Annotated in this window: 25 protein-coding genes and 1 other annotated feature; of the genes, 2 read left to right on the top strand and 23 right to left on the bottom strand. The window is 30.6% G+C overall.

Annotated features, from left to right (window positions below; all coding sequences use genetic code 11):
- Positions 1-9 precede the first annotated feature (9 nt).
- Together BET03_RS06190 and argB are read right to left on the bottom strand one after the other, a co-directional pair.
- A complete protein-coding gene (locus BET03_RS06190; protein ID WP_120168407.1) occupies positions 10-1188 on the bottom strand; it encodes an aspartate aminotransferase family protein in 1179 nt (392 codons plus the stop codon).
- The gene (gene argB / locus BET03_RS06185; protein WP_120168405.1) at positions 1181-2062 is read right to left on the bottom strand and encodes an acetylglutamate kinase; all 882 of its coding nucleotides are present in this window, start codon (positions 2060-2062) and stop codon (positions 1181-1183) included. The genes BET03_RS06190 and argB overlap by 8 nt, the downstream gene beginning before the upstream one ends.
- Before the next feature lie 155 nt (positions 2063-2217).
- Here argB and argC point away from each other — a divergent pair, with 155 nt between their 5' ends.
- Positions 2218-3255: an N-acetyl-gamma-glutamyl-phosphate reductase gene (gene argC, locus BET03_RS06180; RefSeq protein WP_120168403.1), complete on the top strand. Its 1038-nt coding sequence runs from the start codon at positions 2218-2220 to the stop codon at positions 3253-3255.
- A gap of 41 nt (positions 3256-3296) precedes the next feature.
- Positions 3297-4520, top strand: coding sequence for a bifunctional ornithine acetyltransferase/N-acetylglutamate synthase (gene argJ / locus BET03_RS06175; protein ID WP_120168401.1), 1224 nt, complete (start codon positions 3297-3299; stop codon positions 4518-4520).
- A 53-nt stretch (positions 4521-4573) separates the two neighbouring features.
- Here the strand turns inward: argJ and argS are convergent, their stop codons facing one another.
- From argS to BET03_RS06070, 21 genes are all read right to left on the bottom strand, one after another.
- Complete coding sequence (argS, locus tag BET03_RS06170; protein WP_120168399.1) at positions 4574-6274, bottom strand: arginine--tRNA ligase; 1701 nt, start codon at positions 6272-6274, stop codon at positions 4574-4576.
- 159 nt (positions 6275-6433) lie between these two features.
- Positions 6434-6647, bottom strand: a binding site (T-box leader).
- A 59-nt stretch (positions 6648-6706) separates the two neighbouring features.
- On the bottom strand, positions 6707-7726 hold the full coding sequence (locus BET03_RS06165; protein ID WP_120168397.1) for an alpha-hydroxy-acid oxidizing protein: 1020 nt from the start codon (positions 7724-7726) through the stop codon (positions 6707-6709).
- Positions 7727-7812: 86 nt separating this feature from the next.
- A complete protein-coding gene (locus BET03_RS13930; RefSeq protein WP_120168395.1) occupies positions 7813-9189 on the bottom strand; it encodes a sigma-54 interaction domain-containing protein in 1377 nt (458 codons plus the stop codon).
- Between the two features lie 14 nt (positions 9190-9203).
- Complete coding sequence (locus BET03_RS06155) at positions 9204-9569, bottom strand: DUF1667 domain-containing protein (protein ID WP_120168393.1); 366 nt, start codon at positions 9567-9569, stop codon at positions 9204-9206.
- A 1-nt stretch (position 9570) separates the two neighbouring features.
- On the bottom strand, positions 9571-10833 hold the full coding sequence (locus BET03_RS06150) for an NAD(P)/FAD-dependent oxidoreductase (RefSeq protein WP_120168391.1): 1263 nt from the start codon (positions 10831-10833) through the stop codon (positions 9571-9573).
- 16 nt (positions 10834-10849) lie between these two features.
- Positions 10850-12340: an NAD(P)/FAD-dependent oxidoreductase gene (locus tag BET03_RS06145; protein WP_120168389.1), complete on the bottom strand. Its 1491-nt coding sequence runs from the start codon at positions 12338-12340 to the stop codon at positions 10850-10852.
- Positions 12341-12521: 181 nt separating this feature from the next.
- Positions 12522-14069: a glycerol kinase GlpK gene (glpK, locus tag BET03_RS06140; RefSeq protein WP_120168388.1), complete on the bottom strand. Its 1548-nt coding sequence runs from the start codon at positions 14067-14069 to the stop codon at positions 12522-12524.
- Positions 14070-14136: 67 nt separating this feature from the next.
- On the bottom strand, positions 14137-14472 hold the full coding sequence (locus BET03_RS06135; RefSeq protein WP_120168386.1) for a Lin0368 family putative glycerol transporter subunit: 336 nt from the start codon (positions 14470-14472) through the stop codon (positions 14137-14139).
- A gap of 33 nt (positions 14473-14505) precedes the next feature.
- Positions 14506-14886: a Lin0368 family putative glycerol transporter subunit gene (locus tag BET03_RS06130; protein WP_120168384.1), complete on the bottom strand. Its 381-nt coding sequence runs from the start codon at positions 14884-14886 to the stop codon at positions 14506-14508.
- A gap of 188 nt (positions 14887-15074) precedes the next feature.
- Positions 15075-15473, bottom strand: coding sequence for a dihydroxyacetone kinase phosphoryl donor subunit DhaM (gene dhaM, locus BET03_RS06125; protein ID WP_120168382.1), 399 nt, complete (start codon positions 15471-15473; stop codon positions 15075-15077).
- 1 nt (position 15474) lies between these two features.
- On the bottom strand, positions 15475-16005 hold the full coding sequence (locus tag BET03_RS06120) for a type 1 glutamine amidotransferase domain-containing protein (protein WP_120168380.1): 531 nt from the start codon (positions 16003-16005) through the stop codon (positions 15475-15477).
- A gap of 2 nt (positions 16006-16007) precedes the next feature.
- A complete protein-coding gene (gene dhaL / locus BET03_RS06115; RefSeq protein ID WP_279230356.1) occupies positions 16008-16643 on the bottom strand; it encodes a dihydroxyacetone kinase subunit DhaL in 636 nt (211 codons plus the stop codon).
- A 49-nt stretch (positions 16644-16692) separates the two neighbouring features.
- Complete coding sequence (gene dhaK / locus BET03_RS06110; protein ID WP_120168378.1) at positions 16693-17697, bottom strand: dihydroxyacetone kinase subunit DhaK; 1005 nt, start codon at positions 17695-17697, stop codon at positions 16693-16695.
- A 359-nt stretch (positions 17698-18056) separates the two neighbouring features.
- Positions 18057-18458, bottom strand: coding sequence for an arsenate reductase ArsC (locus tag BET03_RS06105; RefSeq protein ID WP_120168376.1), 402 nt, complete (start codon positions 18456-18458; stop codon positions 18057-18059).
- A 28-nt stretch (positions 18459-18486) separates the two neighbouring features.
- Positions 18487-18792 (bottom strand): ArsR/SmtB family transcription factor, encoded by a 306-nt coding sequence (locus tag BET03_RS06100; RefSeq protein ID WP_120168374.1) that lies wholly within the window; start codon positions 18790-18792, stop codon positions 18487-18489.
- Between the two features lie 93 nt (positions 18793-18885).
- Positions 18886-19452, bottom strand: coding sequence for a glycerol-3-phosphate responsive antiterminator (locus BET03_RS06095; RefSeq protein WP_243096870.1), 567 nt, complete (start codon positions 19450-19452; stop codon positions 18886-18888).
- A gap of 130 nt (positions 19453-19582) precedes the next feature.
- Complete coding sequence (locus tag BET03_RS06090) at positions 19583-19768, bottom strand: hypothetical protein (protein ID WP_120168372.1); 186 nt, start codon at positions 19766-19768, stop codon at positions 19583-19585.
- 26 nt (positions 19769-19794) lie between these two features.
- Positions 19795-20397 carry a GerMN domain-containing protein gene (locus tag BET03_RS06085; RefSeq protein ID WP_183108749.1) on the bottom strand — a complete coding sequence of 201 codons (603 nt, stop codon included), beginning with the start codon at positions 20395-20397 and terminating at the stop codon, positions 19795-19797.
- A gap of 1 nt (position 20398) precedes the next feature.
- Positions 20399-20854: a 2-thiouracil desulfurase family protein gene (locus tag BET03_RS06080; RefSeq protein ID WP_120168368.1), complete on the bottom strand. Its 456-nt coding sequence runs from the start codon at positions 20852-20854 to the stop codon at positions 20399-20401.
- Between the two features lie 9 nt (positions 20855-20863).
- Positions 20864-23242, bottom strand: a complete 2379-nt coding sequence (locus BET03_RS06075; RefSeq protein ID WP_120168366.1) for an endonuclease MutS2 — start codon at positions 23240-23242, stop codon at positions 20864-20866.
- Positions 23243-23280: 38 nt separating this feature from the next.
- Positions 23281-25740: a U32 family peptidase gene (locus BET03_RS06070; RefSeq protein WP_120168364.1), complete on the bottom strand. Its 2460-nt coding sequence runs from the start codon at positions 25738-25740 to the stop codon at positions 23281-23283.
- Positions 25741-25752: the final 12 nt, after the last annotated feature.

Below are 25752 nucleotides of genomic sequence, written 5' to 3'. Positions count from 1 at the left end.
ATCCCCTCTTTAATTTTTAGTTGATATTTCTTTAAAAGTTTTATCAATAATATCTACCGCTATATCTATATCTCCTTTATTAATATTTAAAGGAGGTAAAATTCTTACTGTGTTTTTTCCTGCTGATACTAAAAGTAATCCATTTTTAAAACACTTTTGTATAAATTTTTTAGCATCACACGTAATACTAACCCCTAGCATTAAGCCTTTTCCTCTGATTTCATTAATATATTCATATTTTTTAGATAAATACTTTAGTTTATTAATTATATATTCACTTTTATCTTTTACTTTTTTTATAACTCCTCCATCAATAAGTTCTTTTAAAATAACCATAGAAACCCTACAAGCCAAAGAGTTACCGCCAAAGGTACATCCATGGTCACCAGGTACTAAAACATTAGCTGCCTTCTCTACTGCTAAAACAGCACCAATAGGAAATCCACCACCTAGCCCCTTAGCCATACATACTACATCAGGTACTATTTCATAGTTTTGGTAAGCAAAAAATTTACCTGTTCTCCCTACTCCACATTGTACTTCATCAAATATTAAAAGTGCATCATACATATCACATAGTTTTCTAGCTTCTTTTAAAAAATTTTTATTAGCAACATGTATTCCACCTTCCCCCTGAATAGGTTCTATAATTACTCCGCAAGTATTTTCACCTATTTTATCCTTTAAATCCTTTATATTATTAAACTGTGCTGACTTTATACCTTCCATAAGGGGAGTAAAATCTTTTTTGTATTTTTCTTGTCCAGTTACAGTAAGAGCACCTAGAGTTCTTCCATGGAAGGAATTTGTCATATATATAATTTCTTTTTTTGCATTTCCTCCTCTTTTCTTTCCATATTTTCTGGCTATCTTTAAGGCTGTCTCTACAGACTCTGTTCCACTATTACAGAAAAATATCTTATTATGATTACTGATTTTTATCAACATTTCTGCTAACTTGTTTTGTTCTCTTGTCCAATACAAATTTGACACATTCATAAGTTTTTTACTTTGTTCTGCAATAGCTTTTACAATAGATGGATGACTATGCCCTAAACAATTTACTGCTATACCTGAAACAAAATCTATATACTCTTTTCCATTAATATCATAAAGTTTTGACCCAATTCCTTTTTCAAAGGTTACATTAAATCTATTATAAGTATTCATAATATAATTTTTACCCATTATTTACTCCTCCTTTTATCATTGTTCCAATGCCCTTATCTGTAAATATTTCTAATAACAGGCTATGTTCTAATCTACCATCAATAAGATGAACATCTTTTGTTCCACCTTTTATGGCTTTTATACAACACTCCATCTTAGGAAGCATCCCCCCATTGATTACACCTGTTCTTATATATTCATTAATTTCATCTATAGTTATGGAAGAAATAAAGCTATTAGAATCCTCTATATCTTTATATAATCCCTTTACATCAGTTAAATAAATCAATTTTTCACACTTTAGAGATGAACTTATTGCTGCCGCTGCATAATCTGCATTTACGTTATATACATTACCTTCATTATCATATCCAATTGGAGATATAACTGGCAGATAACCTTTATCTATTAGATCATTTAAAAGATTCTGATTTACATTTACTATTTCTCCTACATTACCTATATTAATTTTTTCTTTTCCTTCTTTTAAATATTTCTTTGTAGCTATAATTAAGTTTCCATCTGCCCCACTAATTCCAATAGCATTTACACCATTTTTACATAAATCAGCAGCTATTTTTTTGTTTATTTTTCCAGATAAAACCATTTCCACTACTTCCATTGTTTCCTCATCTGTTACTCTTAAACCTTTAATAAATTCTGTTTTAATTCCTAGCTTATCAAGCATCTGAGAAATATTTGGACCACCTCCATGAACAATTATGATATTAATACCTACAAATGTAAGTAATACAATATCCTTTATAAAAGCCTTTTTCGATTTTTCCATTTTGAAAATACTGCCACCATACTTTATTACAAAGGTTTTACCTCTAAATTTTTTTATATAAGGTAAAGCCTCAACAATTGTCTTAATCTTGTGGGTTTCCATTAAGATCATCTCACCTTTCAAAAATCAGTTTTTATGATTATACATTATTTTATATAATTATTCAAGCATTTTTGAGATTTTTTAGATTTTTTCTTGTATTTTTATCCTTGTTTTTGTATAATTTATCTAAATACTTTTAAGGAGTGAATCAAATAATGATTAAGGTAGGTATAGTAGGTGCCACAGGTTATGCTGGTCAACAGTTGCTGTGGCTTCTATTCAACCATAGTAAAATTGATGTATGTTTTCTATCATCTTATAATTATGCAAATTCAGCCTATAGCCAGGTTTATCCACAGTACAATACATTTATAAATAAATACTGTATTGATATGCAAACAGCAGAAAAAAAATTACCTATGATAGATGTGCTATTTTCCGCTCTACCCCATGGGAAATTTTTTCCCATAATAGAAAAGGCTTTAAACCAAGGAGTTAAAGTTATAGATTTAAGTGCTGATTTTCGTATTAAAGACTCAAATGTATTTAAAAAATGGTATCAAATAGAACATCCAAAAAAATATTTGTTAAAAAATTCAGTATATGGTTTACCAGAACTATACAAAGAGAAAATAAGGAAAGCTAAATTAGTTGCTAATCCTGGATGTTATCCAACGGCTAGTATATTAGCATTAGCACCTTTAGTAAATTCTCAACTAGTTGATTTATCTTCTATAATTATTGATGCAAAATCTGGAATATCAGGGGCTGGCAGGAAACCTAAATTATCAAACGTCTTTTCAGAATGTAATGAATCTATAAGAGCATACAGTGTTACATGCCATAGGCATACTGCTGAAATTGAACAGGAAATCTCTAATTTATATGGAGACAAAATTAATTTATCTTTTATACCTCATCTTATTCCAATGAATAGAGGTATACTTGCAACCTGTTATGTAACTTTAAAAAAGAATATCTCTGAAGAAAGTTTATATAGTTTATATGAGGATTTTTATAGAGATGAATATTTCGTAAGAATTACAAGTAAACTTCCAGAAACAAAATGGGTAAAAAGATCTAATCTATGTGATATTGGAATAAGGGTAGACAAAAGGACTTCAAAGGTGTTAATTATATCTGCCATAGATAATTTAATAAAAGGAGCTGCTGGTCAAGCAGTTCAAAATATGAATATTATGTTTGGTTTTGAAGAAACTGAGGGATTAAAGCTTATATCAATAACTCCTTAATAAATTTAAATAAGCAAATATTAGAGAGGATGTGTGAAAAAATGAAAATACTAAAGAACAAAACTATTTCAGATGTTCCCTACTATAAGGCAATCGGAATACACTGTGGTATAAAGAAAAATGAAAAAAAGGATTTATGTATTATTTACAGTGAAAAACCTGCTGTTGCTGTTGGAACATTTACTCAAAATAAAGTTAAAGCTGCTCCTGTCCTTATAACTATGAAAAATATAAATAGTATCAACCCTCAAGCTATTGTAATTAATAGTGGTAATGCCAATGCATGTACAGGTAAAAAAGGACTAGAGGACGCACTTACTATGGCTAAAGTAACAGCTGAATCATTAGATTTATTACCTGAAAAAGTTCTTGTTAGCTCAACAGGTATTATAGGAGTTCCTTTACCAATAAGTAAGATTGTTTCTGGCATTGAAAGTGCTTGTAATCTTTTAACTAATTCTAAAGGAGATGGATATTCTGCTGCTGAGGCAATTATGACAACTGATTCTCATCCTAAAAAAATAACTGTAGAAATTATAATAGATAATAAACCAATACTTATTAGCGCTATTGCTAAAGGTTCAGGTATGATACATCCTAATATGGCAACAATGTTAAGCTTCATTACCACAAATGCAAATATTAGCAAAAACATGTTATCAAAAGCATTAAGGGAAAGTGTTGATGATAGCTATAATATGATATCAGTAGATGGAGATACTAGCACTAATGATATGGTACTTATTTTAGCAAATGCTTCTGCCGAAAACCAAATTATTGATAAAGTTGATGATAATTATTTTAAATTTAAAGAAGCATTAGATTATGTAAATAAGGAGCTTGCTAAAATGATTGCTCAGGATGGAGAAGGAGCAACTAAGCTTATAGAAGTATCTGTATATAACGCTAGGACTTTAAAGGATGCAAAACTCTGTGCAAAATCAGTAATATCCTCTAATCTATTAAAATCTGCCATTTTTGGTAGTGATGCAAATTGGGGAAGAATTATGTGTTCATTAGGATATTCTGGGGGGAATTTTAATCCAGAAAAGGTTGACATAACTATAAAAAATTCAAAAAATACTATACAGCTTGTAGAAAATGGAGTAGGAGTTTCATTTAATGAAAATTTAGCAAAAAATATTTTGGAAGAAAAGTCTGTAAATATAATTATTGATTTACATGATGGAGAATATGATGCAACAGCCTGGGGCTGTGATTTAAGCTATGAATATGTAAAAATTAATGGATGTTATAGAACTTAATAGAACTAAAAAAAATGCCCGCAATATGCGGGCATTTACATTTTTTTAATTTATTACATTTTTTCAGGTGCTTCAACTCCTAATAGACCTAATCCTGTTTTTATTACTGTTTTTACGGCATATACAAGTAATAATCTTGCCTTTTGGACTTTTTCATCTTCTACTATAATTGGACAATCATGATAGAATCTATTAAACTCTTGTGCGATATCTACAATATGTCTCGTAATTATCGAAGGTTCATTTTTCTCCATTGCATTAACAATTACTTTAGGGAACTGCTGTAAAAGTCTTAAAACATTTACTGCTTGTTCATTAGTTAGTATTGAATAGTCTACATTTTCAGTTATTTTAAAATCTGCTTTTTCTAATAGACTAGATGCTCTTGCATGAGTATATTGTACATATGGTCCAGTTTCACCATCAAAACTTAATGTTCTATCCCACGAAAACACATAGTCCTTAATTCTATTGTTTGATAATTCTTGGAATACTACTGCACCTATACCTACTTGCTCTGCAACCTTTCTTTTGTCTTTTAGATTTGGGTTTTTCTTAGATATAATATCTTCTGTCTTTTCAATAGCTTTCTTTAGTACATCTTCTAAGAAAACTACTTTACCTTTTCTAGTAGACATTGTACCTTCTTCAAGACTAACCATTCCAAATGGAACATGTATACAGTCTTTAGCCCAATCAAAGCCCATTAACTCAATAATTTTTCTCCATTGGTCAAAGTGTAATTTCTGCTCAGCCCCAACTACATACACATTTTTATAAAAATCATAATGTTCTTTTCTATAAATTGCTGCTGCTATATCCCTTGTTATATATAATGTAGATCCATCACTTTTTCTAATTAGTGCAGGAGGCATTCCATATGGCTCAAGATCTACTATTTCTGCCCCTCTAGACTCCGTTAAAATTCCCTTTTCTTTCATCATTTCTATAACTTTTGGCATCTTATCTGAATAGAAACTCTCCCCTGCATAGGAATCAAATTTTATATTTAACATTTCATAAACTCTATTAAATTCTTTTAAACTAACATCTCTAAACCATTGCCATATTGATTTAGCCTCTTCATTACCATTTTCAAGTTTATTAAACCACATTCTAGCCTCATCTTCTAGCTCTGGATTTTCTTCAGCTTCTTCATGGAATTTAACGTAAAGTTTTAATAACTCAGGAATTGGATTTGATTCTATAACTTCTCTATCTCCCCATTTTTTGTATGCTACAATTAATTTACCGAACTGTGTCCCATAATCTCCAAGATGATTTATAGCAATAGTATTAAATCCTAAAAATTTATAAATTTTATATAGTGCATTTCCAATTACTGTTGTTCTTATATGACCAATATGGAAAGGCTTAGCAATATTAGGTGATGAAAATTCTACAATAACATTTTTTCCTTTTCCAATATCCTGTGAACCAAATCTTTCTTTTTTCTCAAATATCTCTTCTAACACAGATTTTGCTAAAATTTCTTTGTTAACAAAGAAATTTACATATGGGCCAACATTTTGTACTTTTTCAAAATATTCATTTTCATCAAGTAATTCTACAAGTTCTTCTGCAATTAAGTTAGGTGCTTTTCTAAAAATTTTAGCCATTTTAAAACATGGTAAAGCATAATCTCCTAAATCATAATTTGGTGGTATCTCTATAAGTTCTTCCACTTCTTTTTTACTTAACTCATCTATTTTTTCACTAACAGCCTTAGAAATAACCTCTTTAAAATCTATCATACTTTTAACCTCCTTATGTAAATTAGAATTTCTATAATTTTATCTGAATTAACCAACCAAAGCTATCAAAATTAAATAGACTGTATTATTTCAAATATAAATTTTACATATTATTTTATAATTTTGCAATTTAATGTAATAAAAAAACTCTCATCTCTATTAAGAGACGAGAGTTATTCCCGTGTTACCACTCTTCTTGGTATGTAATATATACCCACTCATTACCCTTTAACGCTGGGAGCGACTTACCCTACTATATTTCGGGTAAGCTTCTCTGAGGTGCGCTTCAGATATTCGCATGTACCAGGCTTCCACCATCCCTGGCTCGCTTTAACATAGTAGAATATCCTACTCTCCTCGTCATAGAATTTACTAAATTCTCTTTTTTATTATCTTACTATATCATATAATTATATCCAAATCAAGAACATTTTATTCAATAACTATCTTTGTTTTATCTATTGATGATATATCTTTACATCCTGTCAAAATCATTGCTTTTATAAGCTCATTCTTCATATTTGTAAGCACTGTTTCAACACCCTTAGAATATCCACCATAAGCTCCTATTATTACAGGTCTACCTATTAGTACAGCATCAGCGCCAAGGGCTAACATTTTGAATACGTCTATACCTGACCTTATTCCTCCATCTGCTAAAATTGTTATTTTTCCTTTAACTTTATCAGCTATTTGCGGTAATACTTTGGCAACTCCTTGAGTATGGTCTAAAATTCTTCCTCCATGATTTGAAACAACAATAGCCTTAGCACCAACTTCTACAGCTATTTCAGCCTCTTCTACTGTCATTATTCCTTTAAAGATAAAAGGTAATTTTGTTGACTTAACTAACTCCTTTAATTCATCAACAGTTTTAGGTCCAACGGGCTGACCTTTTAAAGCCATTGTTACAAGACCAGCACCATCTATATCAACTCCAACTGCCATTGGATTAATTTCCTCTGCTAATCTTATTTTCTCAATAATTTTGCTGTTTTCTCTTGGTTTAATAATAGGAATACCTTTACCATTAACTTTCTTTATTCCTTCAATTCCAGTTATATACATGGAAGGATCTGCAGTATCGCCAGTCATAGCAACAGTTCCAGCTTCTAAACTTCCTTCCATAACAGCATCAACATATTCTTTTTCTGATAAAGCTCCTCCCATATTAAAACTGCTTCCTGTTATAGGTGCAGAAATAATAGGCATATCTAATTTCTCTCCAAATAGTTCGAAGGAGGAGTCAGGGTTTTTGCAGTTATGTATTGTTCTTAAAACTAGCTTAACTTTTTTTAACTCCTCTACATTACTTTTAAAAGAAGCTCCAGTACCAGCTCCTCCCATACCAGGAACTTCACCTGCACATGCTATTCCATTACATTCTGGACAGACTCTACAATAGCCTTTCATCTTCTCTCTAGCATTGCTATAAATTTCCTTTAGTTCCATATTAGTCCCCCCTTAATTTAACTCTAATAACTATATTTAATTATACTATAACTAATGCCCTTTTGACCAATTAAAAGGGGAATCTTTTAATCAACTATATTATATTTTCTTGCCTTATTAGCCACGGTCCTATGGGTTATACCTAAAGCTTTTCCTGCAGCATTAAAACTTTTGTACTTTTTTAAAGCTAATTTTATTATTTCTTTTTCATACTCTTCAAATTTTGCAAGCTCACCATTACTTTTAAAATTAACTAAGCCTGTATAACCTTTCTCTTTCTCACAAACTATTTCATATATATTGGTTATTTGGGTAGGCAAGTCAGTTACTTCTACAACATCTTTTTCACTTAAAACAATTAATCTTTCAATAATATTTTCAAGTTCTCTAACATTTCCAGGCCAATCATAATAATAAAGACACTTAATTGCTTCTTCACTTAATTTTATAGGTTCTTTATTTAACTTCTTTGAAATTTTTTTAATGAAATGGTCAATAAGTAAAGGAATATCTTCTCTTCTTTCTTGCAATGAAGGCAAGTATATCGGTATAACATTTAATCTATAGTATAAATCCTCTCGAAATTGCCCATTTTCTACCATTTCCTCTAAATTTCTATTAGTAGCTGCTATAATTCTTACATCTGTTTTTATAGTTTCTATTCCTCCAACCCTTTCAAACTCTTTTTCCTGTAAAACCCTTAGAAGTTTTACTTGCATATTAAGTGGTAAGTCACCAATCTCATCCAAAAAGATTGTACCGCCATTTGCTTGCTCAAACTTCCCAATTTTTCTCCTTACTGCTCCTGTAAAAGCACCTTCTTCATAACCAAAAAGCTCCGATTCTATTAAATTTGCAGGAATTGCTCCACAATTTATCTTAACAAAGGGTCCCTTTGATCTGCTACTATTATAATGTATAGCTTTTGATATAAGTTCCTTTCCTGTACCACTTTTACCTCTTATTAATACTGTTGATATACTCTTAGATGCTTTTTGTGCCATTAAAAGTACTTTCTTTATTCTTTCACTTTTCCCAACTATTTTGGTAAAATATCTTTCAAGCTTAATAGTTTCTTCAGACTCATTTGTTTCTCTGCTATCTATTAATTTATTTTTAGAATTTCTAAATAAAACAATAATACCTTTAAATTTATTTTCTAAAAATATTGGCCATGTAGTTACTTCTACACAGCCATGACTATTAGAATATACTAAAGTACCTTTAATACACTTTTTCCTAGTTAACGACTTTTTTATTAAATCATCGATCTTTGTTTTAAATATGTTCGCCCCTAATTCAATTTTTTTATCAAACCTAAATTTATTTGTAAAGGAAGTATTCATATATTCAATAAAGCCTGCTTCATTTATAATACAAATACCATCTTCTGAATGTTCAAACAGATAATAATCATCTTCACTGTATACTTTTTTTCCATTCTTTATTTTTATTATTTTCATAAATTTCCCCCACTTTAACACATATCTCTAGTAGCTACTACATCAACTCCTGTTCCTAGTACATTCCTTATAATCACTTCTCCTACCTCTACTGGTGCATTTACTTCAACTTTATTAATTTCCTTCATACATTCAGAAATTTTCTCTTTTGGTATAGGGTTATTCGTTTTAACGGGCAATCTACACAGATGTGCATTATTGACTTTAACTGTGGAAGTTACAATCCTAGTAGGATTTGTTACTTCTTTAATACCATATTCTTTACCCCTTTTACATTTGTTACCCTTTACTATATAACCTGATGGATCATTTTTATCTTCGATTACTTCAATATGGCAGCCAACTGGACAAACTATACAGATCATTTCTCTTTTTTCCATATTATGCCCCCTCCTTTACAATCTCAACTGTAATATCATCTAATTTCCCTTCTATTTTCTTTAGGTTAAGTTTAACTTTTTCCATTTCTCCGGGAGCTAAATGTCTTTTCTTCATTTCCTTTATAATATTTTCTCCAGATTTTACCCTCATCTTAACATTTGTATAAACATCCTTTACTCTCATGAACAATTCTAATGAATCTTCAACATTTTTAACTCTAACCATATGGGGAACTATATATCTAATTCCTTCACCTGGATTAGTTTTTATTGTATCTTTTTCTTCATACAATTCTCCTTTAACAAATTTAGAAGCATTATACCCAGCTCTTCTACTTTCTGCTGTAACATAATCAACTAAGTCATGAACATGAACAACATTACCACAAGCAAAAATACCTTTTACTGAAGTTTCCATAGATTCATTTACTATTGGTCCTCCAGTTACAGGGTCAATTTTCACATTAGCACTTCTTGATAATTCATTTTCTGGAATTAATCCAACAGATAATAATAAAGTATCACACTCATAGTACTTTTCCGTTCCAGAAATTGGTTTTCTATTTTCATCAACTTTTGCTATTGTAACACCTTTTAATCTATCTTTTCCTTCTATATCAATAACTGTATGATTTAAAAGTAAAGGAATATTGAAATCATCAAGACATTGTACTATATTTCTTGTTAATCCTGATGAATATGGCATAAGCTCTACTACAGCTTTTACTTCTGCACCTTCTAATGTAAGTCTTCTAGCCATAATTAGTCCTATGTCACCTGAACCTAAGATAACAGCTTTTTTACCAACCATATAACCTTCCATATTAATATACCTTTGTGCTGTCCCTGCAGTAAATATTCCTGCTGGTCTAGCACCTGGTATTTTTATTGCACCTCTTGTTCTTTCTCTACATCCCATTGCTAATACGATAGCTTTAGCTTTTATTGTCATAAATCCATCTTCTGTATTGATAGCACTTATATATCTATTTTCAGATATATCTAATACCATTGTATTTAGTTTATATTCAATATTTAATTCTTTTAACTCCTTAATAAATCTATCTGCATATTCAGGTCCTGTAAGCTCCTCTCCAAACTCATGAAGTCCAAAACCATTATGAATACATTGTTGTAATATACCACCTAATTCTCTATCCCTTTCAATTAAAAGTACACTATCTACACCATTTTTCTTTGCCGCTATTGCTGCAGCTAAACCTGCTGGTCCTCCACCTATAACAACAATATCATACTGAAGCAATACCTTCACCTCCAATTTATTCTTCAACAGAAGTTGCTATTAATTCTTTAGCACTTTTATTATCATAACCTTTATTAGTTTTGCCTGTTAAAATATAGGATCCTCTATTATCTTTTAATATTTCTTCCATGTCTTTACCTAATTCTCTAGCTAGAATTTCCATAACCCTTGGTTGACAGAATCCACCTTGACATCTACCTGAACCTGGTCTTACTCGCTTTTTAACTCCATCAACTGTAGTTGCTCCAACCTTTCTATGGATTGCATCAACTATTTCACCTTCAGTAATATGCTCACATCTACATATTATGCGTCCATATCTTGGATCTTTTTTAATAAGCTCATTTTTCTCTTCATCACTAAGTTCATTAAATCTTATAACCTTTTTTCTAGTTGGATTAAAATCTTCTTTTTCTTCAAATCCATCGTTTAAATCCTCTATAATCTCTACAACATGCTTAGCAATAGCAGGTGATGCTGATAATCCAGGTGATTTTATTCCTGCTACATTTATAAAACCTTTAGCAGTTTCTGATTCTCCTATTATAAAGTCACCCGTATCAGGTTCTGCCCTCAAGCCCGCAAAAGTCCTAATAACTTCATTAAATGGAATTTTATCTGATATTCTTCTTGCAGATTCTTGTACGAAGTTTAAGCCATCTGAAGTTGTTTCTGTACTATCTTTACTATTTAAGTCTAAATCTTCGGCATTTGGACCTATTAATGCGTTACCATGAACTGTAGGTGCAACAAGTACACCTTTCCCCATTTTTGTTGGACATTGAAAGATTACTTTATTAACAAAATCTCCAGCAGTCTTATCTAGTAAATAATATTCTCCTCTTCTTGGAATTATCTTAAAGCTTGGTTCTGCAACCATATTATTGATTTTGTCTGCATAAACCCCTGCACAGTTAACAACATATTTACTTTCTATTACCCCTTCTGTTATAAAAATCTTATAGCCATCATCTAGTTTTTCAATATTTAAAACCTCATTATTTAATTTTAATTCTACTCCATTCTCAACTGCATTTTCTGCAAGTGCTATTGCTAACTCCCAAGGACCTACAATACCTGCAGTCTTAGCATACAAAGCACCAACAACATTGTCACTTAAATTTGGCTCTAGTTTTTTTACCTGCTCTTTATTAATAATCTCCATTTTAGGTATACCATTTTTAATTCCTCTTTCGTATAGCTGTTTAACCGTTTTCATGTCTTCATCATCAAAGGCTACAACGAAAGAACCTATTCTTTTAAAAGGAACATCTAGTTCTTCACATACTTTATCAAACATTGGATTACCCATAGCATTAAATTTTGCCATGTTAGTTCCAGGTTTTGCATCATAACCAGCATGTACAATTGCGCTGTTGGCTTTAGTTGAACCGTTTGCAACATCATTGTCCTTTTCTATTAAGACTACTTTAAGTTTATATCTAGATAGTTCTCTAGCAATAAAAGTACCTGTAATTCCTGCACCTATAATAGCTACATCATACATTTATAGACCCCCTTTGTTATAAAAAAACCTTTTCATAGATTTAAAAAAGCCGCACTTAGCCATTACCTATCATTCCATAGGTTAGCTAGTGCGGCTCTCCATCTCTCAAGCCTTAAATATTTGATTTTATGAAAATTATATCATTTTTGTATTAATTTGTAAAGGTTTTCTTGGAGTGTATTTATTCGTCTTCAGATGCTGCTGCTTCTTCTGCAGCAAGTTCTTCTTTTTCTGTTAATTCCCATTTGCGAGCTCTATCAACTGCCCTCTTCCAGCCTTTATATAATTTTTCTTTTACTTTCTCATCCATTTCAGCTTCAAATGTTCTATCTACCTTCCATTTATTAGCAATCTCATTTTTATCTTTCCAGAAGCCTACAGCTAATCCAGCTAAGTAAGCTGCTCCTAAAGCAGTAGTTTCTGTTACCTCAGGTCTGTGTACTGGTACTCCTAGTATATCAGACTGGAATTGCATTAGGAAATTGTTTGCAACAGCTCCACCATCAACCTTTAATGCTTGTAAATCTATTCCTGAATCTTCTTGCATAGCTTCTAAAACATCTCTAGTTTGATATGCTATAGATTCTAATGCAGCTCTTATAATATGGTTTTTATTTGCTCCTCTTGTTAGACCTACAATTGTACCTCTTGCATACATATCCCAATATGGAGCTCCTAGTCCTACAAATGCAGGTACTACATATACTCCATTAGAATCTTCTACCTTTGTAGCAAAGTACTCACTGTCTTTTGCATCATGAATTATTTTTAATTCGTCTCTTAGCCATTGAACAACTGCACCTGCTATAAATATACTACCTTCTAATGCATATTCAACTTTACCATCTACACCCCAAGCAATTGTTGTAAGTAAGCCATTTTTAGACGGTACCATTTCTTCTCCTGTATTCATTAGCATAAAGCACCCAGTTCCATAAGTATTTTTAGCCATGCCAGGCTCATAACATGCTTGACCAAATAGTGCTGCCTGTTGGTCACCAGCTGCTCCTGCTATAGGAATTTTGGCTCCACCAAATGTTTTTTCATCTGTATATCCATAAACTTCACTTGAAGGTCTAACTTCTGGAAGCATTGAAGCTGGAATTCCAAGTTCCTCTAAAATCTTTTCGTCCCATTTTAATTCCTTAATATTATATAACATAGTCCTTGAAGCATTTGAATAATCTGTTACATGTACTTTACCTCTTGTTAAGTTCCAAATTAACCATGTATCAATATTACCAAATAATAATTCTCCCTTTTCAGCTTTTTCTCTTGCACCTTCTACATTATCTAATATCCATTTAATTTTAGTACCTGAGAAATAAGCATCTACAACAAGACCAGTATTTTCTTTTATATATTCCTCTAGACCTCTTTCTCTTAATTCATCACATATATCAGCAGTTCTTCTACATTGCCAAACTATAGCATTATATATTGGTTTTCCTGTATTTTTGTCCCAAACTACTGTTGTCTCTCTCTGATTTGTTATACCTATAGCTGCTACTTCATCAGGTCTAACACCAGCATACTCTAGGACTTCTCTAGCAACCCCACTTTGGGTTCCCCATATTTCCATAGGATCATGTTCTACCCAACCTGCTTTTGGATATATTTGAGTAAACTCTTTTTGGGCAACTTTTACAATTTTACCTTCACGATCAAACAATATTGCTCTTGAACTAGTAGTACCTTGGTCTAAGGCTAAAACATATTTTTTCTCCATAATTCTCCCCCCCTGTTTTTACTTATATTTCTATTATAAATAATTTGTCAAGTAAATTTCTAGAATATTATAAGAAAGTTGATAAAATGAAGCCACCTAATGTTCCTCCAATTATAGCAGAGATTATATTAGGTACTGCTTTACCAAAACTATCGCCTGATACCACAGAAGCTGCTAATAGACCAGAAGCTGCTCCAAAAGCTTGATCAACCCAAGCTCCTCCTGATTGATAAATCAAACCTACACCATGGGTTAAAGTCCATGTAGTACCAACTATGAAACCGGCTGCCATCCAGCCACCTATAGGACCCCAGTTTTCTACCATTTTATCCCATAATAATCTTATTAAAAATGGGAAAATAAATCCACCTGCAAAAGTTGATATCATTAAAGGAAATGACATAATTTAACCTCCTTCCATTATTCTATTAATAGATTATGCAGTTTCAGTTGATTCTTCTTCTTCCGCATTTTTTTGTGCTAGATACTGCTGTAATTTTGCAGCTGCAACTCCTCCAACTACACCACCTAATAATACAACTATTAAAGTTGGCATTGATTCAGCTGCTGCACTTCCACCTTTCATAAAAACGTCTCTCATAAAACCAGCTACTCCTATACCTAATGCCATGTCTACCCAAGCACCATCATTATTATGAATACCTACATAGTGATTTAAGTACCACATAGTTCCTATAATGATTAATCCTGCAAACCAGCCTCCTCCAATGCCATGGGCTTCAACAAAAGCTCCCCAAACACTCATAACAAACATACCTGCAATTGCTGTCCCTAAAATAGTACCTAGATGTTTCATAAAATTACACCTCCTTAATATTTAAATTAACTTTAATAATATAAATTTGTAAATATTAATATGCAAAATTGATGCCAATAATCTTTTTTGAATTTACTGAATATTTTATTATTTATCTTTTATAGTTGTTGATATTTTTTTATAACATTGTCCTAATTTATAAACTAAGTTGATAAAAATTATCAAGATTAACTATTAATTTTTATTAACCTCTTACTTTCTTCAGCTGATTCTTTTATTTTTTCTAAATCACTTCCAAGTGAAGCTTCTACTGCTGCAGCAACACTGCCTTCAACTACAGGAGCATCAGCAATTATAACTTTATTTTTAATATCTTCATCTAGAAGGTCAATGGCCATTTCTGTACTTAAAATGGCACTTCCTAAATCAGCAAGTACTATTACACCATCACCATCATTTGCTTTTTTTATAGCCTCTAATATTTTGGTTGCATCTGTTCCAATCCTTCCGTCACTTGTTCCTCCAGCAGGGATAATCTTGACATTACTTTGAACCATTTGCCTTGAAAGTTCAACAATGCCTTCTGCAATTTTACTACTGTGAGAAACAATAACTATTCCTACCATTTTAGACCTCCTGTGTTTCTAAAAACTTAATTATCTCTCTCATATATGCCGGTAAATCCTTGGGTGTTCTAGATGTTATAAGATTCCTATCGACAACTACTTCTCTATCAATATATTCTGCCCCTGCATTCTTAATATCATCTATTATTGCATTTACACATGTCATCTTATATCCATCTAATACTTTAGCTGAAATAAATACCCAGCCTCCATGACAAATTGTAGCAAGGAGCTTATTTTTTTCCCAGAAGTTCCTAACTAATTTAGTAACACTTTTATATCTTCTCAATTTATCAGGAGCCCAACCTCCAGGTACTAGGATACCATCAAAGTCATCTTCTGATATTTCTTCTACAGTTTTATCAACAGTAACACTTAATCCATATTTTCCTTTATAAGTACTCTTACTACCACTTCCTGCAATAATCACTTCACAGCCTTCTTCCCGTAACCTTATAACAGGATACCATAGCTCTAAGTCTTCAAATCCTTCTTCAGCCAACATAACAACCCTTTTTCCTTTTAGTTTCATAATTATTTAGCCTCCTTTAGTGTATCGTAAATAGCTTTTAACATAAGATAACTAGATGTAGCCCCTGGGTCTTGATGCCCTATACTTCTTTCACCTAAATAGCTTGCTCTGCCTTTTTTAGCTGCAATTTTTTTTGTATATTCTACACCCTCATATGCTGCTTTCTGTCCTTTATCAAAGGCTTCAATTATTGTTTCATTATTTTCTATTGATTTTTTTAATTCTTCATAGGCAGGTATCAATGCATCTAGCATTGTTTTGTCTCCTTTGTTTGCTTTTCCCCTCATCTTAATCCCCATAATTGCTTCCTCAAACATCTTCACAATATCATCTTTATTTATTTCTTTTTTATCTGAAACTACTGATGCGGCCTTTAAAAAGGCTGTACCATATAGGGGACCTGAGGCACCGCCTACAGTTGAAACAAGGGTCATTGCTACTGTTTTTAAAATTGTTCCGCAATCCTTGTCTTTAACTGCATGAAGTTTTTCCTGTACCATCTTAAAGCCTTTATCCATGTTTATACCATGGTCAGAATCACCTATTTTAGCATCTAATTCAGTTAGATATTCTTTATTCTCATGAATTGTGGTTGCAATATTATCTATAATTTTTATCATTAATTCTGTGCTTTTCAATCTAATTCTCCTTTCACTCTGTACTCACAGAATAGAGTATTAATCTACTCTATTCCTCAAACTGCTTAAAAGCTATAGTATCAGCTTTGGCACTAAGTAGTTCTTTTAATTCATCATCTAGTTTAAGTATTGAAACTGAACATCCTGCCATTTCAAGAGAAGTCATGAAATTTCCAACAAAAGTCTTATAAACTTTAATTCCTTTTTCTTGTAAAATATCCTTAACCTTTCTATTAACAATGTAAAGTTCCATTAAAGGTGTTCCACCTAAACCATTTACCATTACTGCTACTTCATCCTTTTCATTTACTTCAATATCATTAAATATTTTTTCTAGTAGATGTTCAGTAATTTCATCTGCTGTTTTAATCTTATCTCTATGTGTTCCAGGTTCTCCGTGAATTCCTAACCCAACTTCCATCTCATCTTCAGCTAATTCAAAGCTTGGCTTTCCAGCAGCTGGAACAGTACAGGGTGTTAGAGACATTCCCATTGTTCTAACATTATTTATTACTTTTTCAGCAATTCTCTTTACTTCTTTAAGCTCTAACCCCTTATCTGCTGCAGCACCTGCTATTTTGTGTACAAATACAGTTCCTGCTATTCCCCTTCTACCTGTTGTATATGTACTGTTTTCTACAGCAACGTCATCATTTACAATAACACTATCAACTTTTATTCCCTCCATTTCTGCCATTTCTGCTGCCATTTCAAAGTTCATTACATCTCCAGTATAGTTTTTTATAACTAGTAAAACTCCACTTCCCCCATCTACAGCCTTAATTGCTTCAAAAACTTGATCTGGTGTTGGTGATGTAAATACTTCTCCAGCAACTGCAGCATCAAGCATACCTTTACCTACATATCCTCCGTGTGATGGTTCATGACCACTACCTCCACCACTTACCAAGGCTACTTTTCCTTTAACAGGTGCATCAGCCCTTACTAAAACATTAAATCCTTCTAACCTTTTTACATACTCTGGATGAGCATTAACTATACCCTCAAGCATCTCTTCAACAACACTTTCCGGGTTGTTAATAATTTTTTTCATTAATTCCCTCTCCCCTCTTTTTTAATTATTTAATCTTACAAAAGATAAAATTTAGATTAGCTTATATGAATTGAAATTTTAGATATGAAACTTATAATTTGAAAAGCCTGTCTATAGGTATATATATGAAACCTTTTATAAAGTTAGTACTAATAAATATTTTAAAATAAAAAACTATCTAAATTTACTTAATTAATACATGCAAAATTCATACCATTATATTTTCTGGTGAATTGTACGAATTTTCTGATCATTATACTTTCCCTATGATATTTTTTATCAATAAAAAAAATATTTAATTTTTTATTGATAAAAAATATCAACAAAAAATTGATGGATTACAATCCATCAATTTTTATCTATAATTCTCTCCTTTTAACCCTTTCTATAAGGTGTTCTACTTTTTTCTTAATTATATCCCTTGTTTTTCTAAAATCCTCTATTGGTCCACCAGAAGGGTCTTCAAGTCCCCAATCTTCTTTATGATTACATGGCATATAAGGACAGCTGACACCACATCCCATAGTTACTAGAATATCAATGTCCTGTGGTATTTCTGTTAAAAGTTTAGGATAGTGATCACTCATATCTATGCCAGCTTCTTCCATAACTTGGACAGCTTTTGGTTTTACTTCTGGATACTCTTCAGTGCCTGCTGAATATACTTCTAAAACATCTTTGCCTAAATGTTTAGCCCATGCTTCAGCCATTTGTGAACGACAGGAATTATGGACACATACAAAAGCTACTTTCTTTTTCATCTTTATCCTCCTTGGTTGATAGTATTTTTTATACATCTCTTTTCACTTTATTACAAATACAGTCTTCTTTATGATTTGATATTTTATTTATATAATTTGATAGGTCAATAAATGAACTTTTATTTAAAGAATAAATAGTCCATTTTCCATTTTTTCTACTCTTGACTAATCCAGCTTGTTCTAAAATTTTCATATGATGAGATATTGTAGGCTGAGTAAGCTTTAAGCCTTCAAGTATATCATATGCACATAGCTCACCACATGAAAGCATATCTATTATAAGTAATCTATTTTTATCAGACAGTGCCTTAAAAATTTGTATCTTATCTTCCATTTTTACACTCCCTATTAATTACATATAGATATATATAAATGTGTCTATATATATAATAATTTTATTTATTTTATTTGTCAACTTTTTTATCAATTATACATACCAAACTTTCTCTGTACTGGTTGATATACCTATAGCTCCTGCATTTAAGCTATTAATTACATCTTCCTTTTCTTTTATTAGACCACCAGTAATAATAGGAATTCTCGTTTTTTCATGTACTAAACTAGTTATTTTAGGCATTATTCCTGGCAATATCTCTATTGCATCAGGCTTAGTAGAAATAATAGACTCAACTCCAGTTTCCAGTGATAATGAATCTAATATAAAAAGCCTTTGTATTGTGAAAATACCTTGTTCTTTAGCATATTTTACAAGATTAGACTTAGTAGTAATTATACCGTCTGGTTTAATATTACTTCCTATGTATTTTATAGCTGAAACATCCTTTGAAAGGCCTCCCATTAAGTCTAGATGTACATATATACTCATATCTGAATTTTTTACCTTCTCTACAATGCCTTTAAGATTCATTATGTTACCTGTTAATAAAAATATTATTTCACAGGGTGATTTAATAGCCTTATCAAGCTTATCTAAGCTATTTACTGCTGCTATTATAGGATTATTCTGAACCATAGAATAAAAATTTTTATTCAAAGTTAATCCCCCTTTAAATTTATAAAATATTATAATACTCTCCTTTTACTATAACAATAGTAATACCTCTTATTAATATACTTATTATTTATTAACAAATAAAAACCCCCATTTTAATAGGGGGTTAATTTTATTCATCAATTAATTTCTTAATATGTTTTTTTACTATATCTTTAGGTATAATATCTAGAATAGTCCATGTTAGACAATTTTCACAATAACCTACTATATATACGCCTTTCTCTCCAACCTTAACCTTTCTTTTATCTTCCCTATTTTCTATATTATATCCACAGGTTTTACAATACCACTCCATTATAGACCTTCCCTTATATTGTTATGTTACTTGCTTGGAAAAAATTCTTTATTAAAGATAAATTCCTTGTTCATATTAACTCCATTTAAATTATCTATTTTTTCACCTTCTACTTTAAAAACAACATTTTCATTTCCTTCTAAGATAGTTAAAGTATTTGTTATTGCAGCTAAAGATATTTTAGTAGATTCTTTATTATTATCCATATTTTCTATAAATTCTTTTGAAAAGTCAACAAAAACTGTGCCATCTTCTTTCTCAACATTTAAAATCTTAGTTCCTTCAGGTATAGGACTAACTAAGTCTTGAAACTCACCATAAGAAATTAATTGATCTAAAACAAATTCTTCAAAACTCTTTTCATTTAATATAGGGTCATTTGATTTAACAGTAAATTTCTCAGCAAAAATAAATGGTACTGATTTATTTTTTAAGTATAAAACATATTCTATATCTTCCACTTCTTGACTTTCTTTATCCTTATCTTCTTTATTTTCCGTTTCTTGAATATCTTCTTCATTAGTTATTTCCTCATTTTTGAAATCTCCGTTTTCATTATTTTTTGAACAACCTACACCTACTGATAAAAACATAACTAATATCAATAATATAGAAATTATTCTTTTCATTTTATTCATCCCCTTTTTTGTTTACCATATTAAAATTTTCCTCAGTAAATACTTTTATACCATTTTTAATAAGCAAATCAGCAGTAATACCATTTCCCTTCTTTAGTTTACCTGAAAAGGTTCCATCATATATAAATCCACAACCACAAGAAGGACTTCTAGCTTTAAGTATTGCAGTTTTTGCATCAACAGCTTTTGCTATTTTTAATGTTTCCTTAGCTCCCCTAATGAAATTAGAGGTAACATCCCTCCCCTCTTTATTTATAACCTTAAGTTCACCTTCTTTGTTTTCAATGATTTCACTAGGCAGCCTTGGAGTAGTAAGTCCCCCTAATTGTTCTGGACAGACTAAGATAGCTTTGCCTTCTTTTACTAATTCATATACTTTTTTATCTAAATTGGCTTTACCATCATATCTACAATTTACTCCAGCCAAACATGAACTTACTATATACATTTATACACCTCACTTTAATTCAACTACAGTAACACCTGATCCACCTTCACCATATTTACCTAATCTATGTTTTTTAACATGTTTGTGTTTCTTTAGTAATTGTCTTATTCCTTCCCTTAAAACCCCTGTTCCTTTACCATGTATAATTGTCACTTGATTTAACCCAGCAATATATGCATCATCTAAGTATTTATCAACTTCTAACATTGCTTCCTCTAAAGCTTTTCCTCTTATATCAAGTTCTTGCTTAATTGATTTAGTTTTGTGTCTAATAATCTTTTTAGTTCCAATTTCAACTTTCTTTTCCTCACTATTTGACTTTTCTAGATTAGATATGTGAACATTTATTTTCATTATACCTACTTGTACCGTTAAATTGCCATCTTCATCCGGTTCTGTCATAACAGAACCTGTTTGATTTAAATTTAATACCTTAACTGTATCTCCAGGTTTAAGATTTTTCGGTGGTTTTTTACTTTTCCTATGAAGAATGTTTTCGGCTAATTCTCCCTCAATATTATCAAGCTTTGATTTTAATTTGTTTTTAGCCTCTTCAATTTTTCTATTCTTATCCTTCTCTATGCTAGTTGATATCTTTCTTAAATTTTTTATTATTTTATCCGATTCTTCCTTAGCCTCTTTTAATATTTTCTTTGCCTCTTCTTTTGCTTCCCTAATTATTCTCTCCCTTTGTTTATCTATTTTCGATTTCTTCTTAGCTAATTCCTCTTTTAATCTTTTTATTTCTGATTTTAATTTTTCAGTTTCTTCTCTATTTTGCTCTACTTTTCTTCTATCCTTTTCAATACTAGCTAATACATCTTCAAATTGTATATTTTCTCTAGATATAAATTCTTTTGATTTCTCAATTATAAAATCCTGCAATCCAAGTCTTTTAGATATCTCAAATGCATTAGACTTCCCAGGAACACCTATTAGTAATCTATATGTTGGACTTAAAGTTTCAACATCAAATTCAACAGATGCATTTTCTATCTCTTCATTAGTTAAAGCATAAAGTTTAAGTTCACTGTAATGGGTCGTAGCTATAGTTCTTACTTCTTTTTCGTGAAGATAATCTAATATTGCCATTGCTAAAGCTGCCCCTTCTGTAGGGTCTGTTCCAGCTCCTAGTTCATCAAATAAAACGAGACTATTGTCATCAATTGATTTTAATATATCTATTATATTAGTCATATGAGAAGAAAATGTACTTAGACTCTGTTCAATACTCTGTTCATCACCAATATCTGCAAATATATTATTAAATACAGCTATCTCTGAACCACTATTAACTGGTAGCTGTAACCCAGATTGTGCCATTAATGTTAATAGTCCTACAGTCTTTAAAGTAACAGTTTTCCCACCAGTGTTAGGTCCAGTTATAACAAGGGTCTTAAATTTTTTACCTAAATAAATGTCAATAGGCACTACTACCTCTGGATCTAATAAAGGATGTCTAGCCTTTTTTATATTAATATATCCTTTATTATTTAATACAGGCTTTGTCCCATTCATACTCAAGGAAAGCTTTGCTTTAGCAAAAATAAAGTCTAACTTCCCTAATATCTTTTGATTTTCCCTTAAGCTTTCTTCTACTTCAGCTACCATTTCTGTAAGTTCTGAAAGTATTCTTTCGATTTCTTTTTGTTCTTTTATTTTTAGCTCTTTTAATTGATTATTTAATTCAACTACTGCCATAGGTTCTATAAAAAGTGTAGCTCCACTAGCTGATTGGTCATGAACAAGTCCCGGGAAATTACCTTTAAATTCTTGCTTTACAGGTACAACATATCTTCCTTCTCTTATTGTAATAATTGATTCTTGTAAATATTTTCTATATTTAGATGAATTAACTATAGAATTGAGTTTATCTCTAACTTCTTGATTCTTATTACCTATTTGTCTTCTTATATTTCTTAAAGTAGAACTTGCATTATCTGATATTTCTTCATCACTTATTATTGAATTAAAAATTCTATCTTCAATTTCTCTATATACTTTTAATTGGGAAATCAAACCTTTAATGTTTGGATAGCTTTCATCTTCGTTTTTATCTTTATCCTTTTTCATAAAATTTCTTAAGTTTCTAGCGGCTCTTAAAGTATCAGCTACCTTTAGTAATTCTCCTGGACTTAAAGCTGAACCAATTGCAGCTTTTTTAAGTTCAAATGAAATGTCATGTATTCCCCCAAGTGGTGGTCTACCTCTTCTGATAATTAATTTAACTGCTTCGTCAGTTTCTTGTTGCTCCACTTGTACTTTATTAATATTAGATATAGGCCTAAGATTTGTTGCTAGGTCTTTACCTAAAGAAGATTCTGCCTTTTGAACTAACATATTTATTATTTTCCCAAATTCCAATACGTTTAATGTTTTATCATTCAAAATATCACCTGCTTTATCTTAGTTTCTAATATTTTTAATTATAAAACTCCTCTAAAATAATGTCCTTTTGTTATATTGTTTTCCTTTTTAAATGACTTAATAAAATTATTTACTTCATCAAAAGTAGTCTTTCCTTTAGCATATTCAAAATAAATTTTTTGAATATCTCCTATTTTTTCTTTTTCTGATGTAAAGTCTAATCTAATGAAATCTACTCCTTTATCAAATATTTCATATAAATGTTCTAAAACCATTAATGGATAACTGTTATAAATAATAGTATAATTTTCTCTCCTTGTTATTTCAAATATTTTTCCCTTTCTGTCTACAATGCCATAACCAGTTTTGAATTTACAATCTACGCAATTATTATCAGACTTACATTTCTTTAAAAGGGTTAAAGGACAGTATTTAGTTATCATTACTGGTAGATATCCATATCCAATGACCTCAGATTCTAATTTAATTGTATCACAAATCCCTTTTATTTGATTTAATTTCAATTCAGGTGATAGTGTTAAACTATTTACACCATATTTTTTAAGTGCATTTGCTGTATAACTATTAAATATATTCATTCCAAAATCACAATGTATATTAAGATTAAATCTATCTTTTATGAATTTAAGCGCTCCTCCATTTGAAACACTAATTCCATTTAAGCTTGAAAAGTCGATTTTTTTAAGCTTTTTCTCTAATTTTGAAAAGTCACTATTATACATGATCTTTTCTGTATTTAAATATATTTCCTTTCCATGTTTCTTAGCCTCTTTAATATGGTCAGCTACACCTTCAAAGTAACTAAAATATAATCTATCTAATTTATTTAGGTCTATTAATTTAAATTGTTCTGGTTTGTCAATTTTTACACTTATTTTATTACTTTTTTTTCTTTTATTATTTTTTTCTAGCTTCAAATAGTTCCTTAAATTATCATTTTTTATTTGAATTCTTTTATGTTTATTACATCGTTTTTCATTTAATTCTTTAATTCCCCTTCTTCGTAATTTATTAAGAATACTTAATGATATCATGGAGCCTTCTTCAAGTTGAATTTCTATATCATTAGGGTAATATGGAGTATTACCAAGCTTACATAACTGTCTTTTTACTTTATCTTCATTCAAAGTAACATTTCTTCCTATTTCAACTAATTTTTCACTCTCTAAGTTAACATAGTTTCCATCATTATCCCATATATACAACTGGATTGGTTGATTAATAGATAATTTAACAGCCATATTTATTGGAATTTTTATTTTGTTTTCTTCATTTACGTATGAATCTTTAGCTTTTTTTAATAAGTCTACATCAGAAGTTTTAAATACTTTTGAGTCGCATTTTATATTTTTAGGTTTCTTTATTTTTATTTTTTGCCCTTTCTTTCCATAGTCTACTTTTTTACCTTTATAATAGATAATATCTACTATTGTTCCAGTTTCTGAACCATCTTCATTAATAAAAACAATTCCATCACCTTTATTAAGTGGTTCTTTAAGATATATATCTACTAAATTTTTATCTATATTTGTTACATCCCCTATATACACTCCCTTATTACTTGGTTTATTAAGTGATATTATAGAATCTCCATAATGACCTAAAATATATCCCTTAGTAAAGTCTCTATTAAAAATTTGTAGTATTTCTTTTCTATCTTTTTCAGTAATGTTACTTCTTGAATTATAAAATAAATAGTCTAATGCCTTTCTGTACTTATTTGTAATAACAGCTACATATTCTGGTCTTTTCATTCTCCCTTCTATTTTCAGTGAACTAATCCCTGCTTTAACTATTTCATCTAAATAGTCAATTGTATTTAAATCTTTAGGACTTAAAAGATATTTTTCTTTAAGATTATTAATAATTTTATTGTCTTTTAGATCTACAAGTGAATAAGGCATCCTACAGGGCTGAGCACATCTGCCCCTATTACCACTTCTACCTCCAATTATACTACTTAATAAACACTGACCAGAGAAACTTACACATAAAGCACCATGAATAAATCCCTCTAGTTCCATTTCTGTATTATTTTTTATAAAATTTATTTCATTAGTTGAAAGTTCTCTAGCTAATACAACCCTATTAAAACCAAAATCTTCAAGAAACTTAACTCCCATATAATTTACTGTTGTCATTTGAGTACTACCATGAACCTCTAGGTCAGGAAATAAATCCTTAACCGCAACAGCTAAACCTAAATCTTGTACTATAATGCCATCAACATCTATATTGTAAAGATAACTTATATAATCTAAGGCTTCTTCCATTTCAGAATTATCTAATAAAATGTTTACTGTAACATAAACTTTTACGTTTTTTATATGAGCATACTCAAGTGCTTCTTTTAACTCTTTATAATCAAAGTTAGACGCATATTTCCTCGCATTAAATAACTTTCCACCTAAATATATAGCGTCTGCACCATTCTCTACTGCTGCATAAAATGCTTCAGTACTTCCAGCAGGTGCTAATAACTCTATATTTCTATTCATAATATTTCAGCT

The organism is Thermohalobacter berrensis (assembly GCF_003609645.1).
Classification (GTDB): Bacteria; Bacillota; Clostridia; order Tissierellales; family Thermohalobacteraceae; genus Thermohalobacter; species Thermohalobacter berrensis.
Note: the sequence above shows the minus strand (reverse complement) of the source record. Positions and strands in the feature narration are given on the sequence as shown.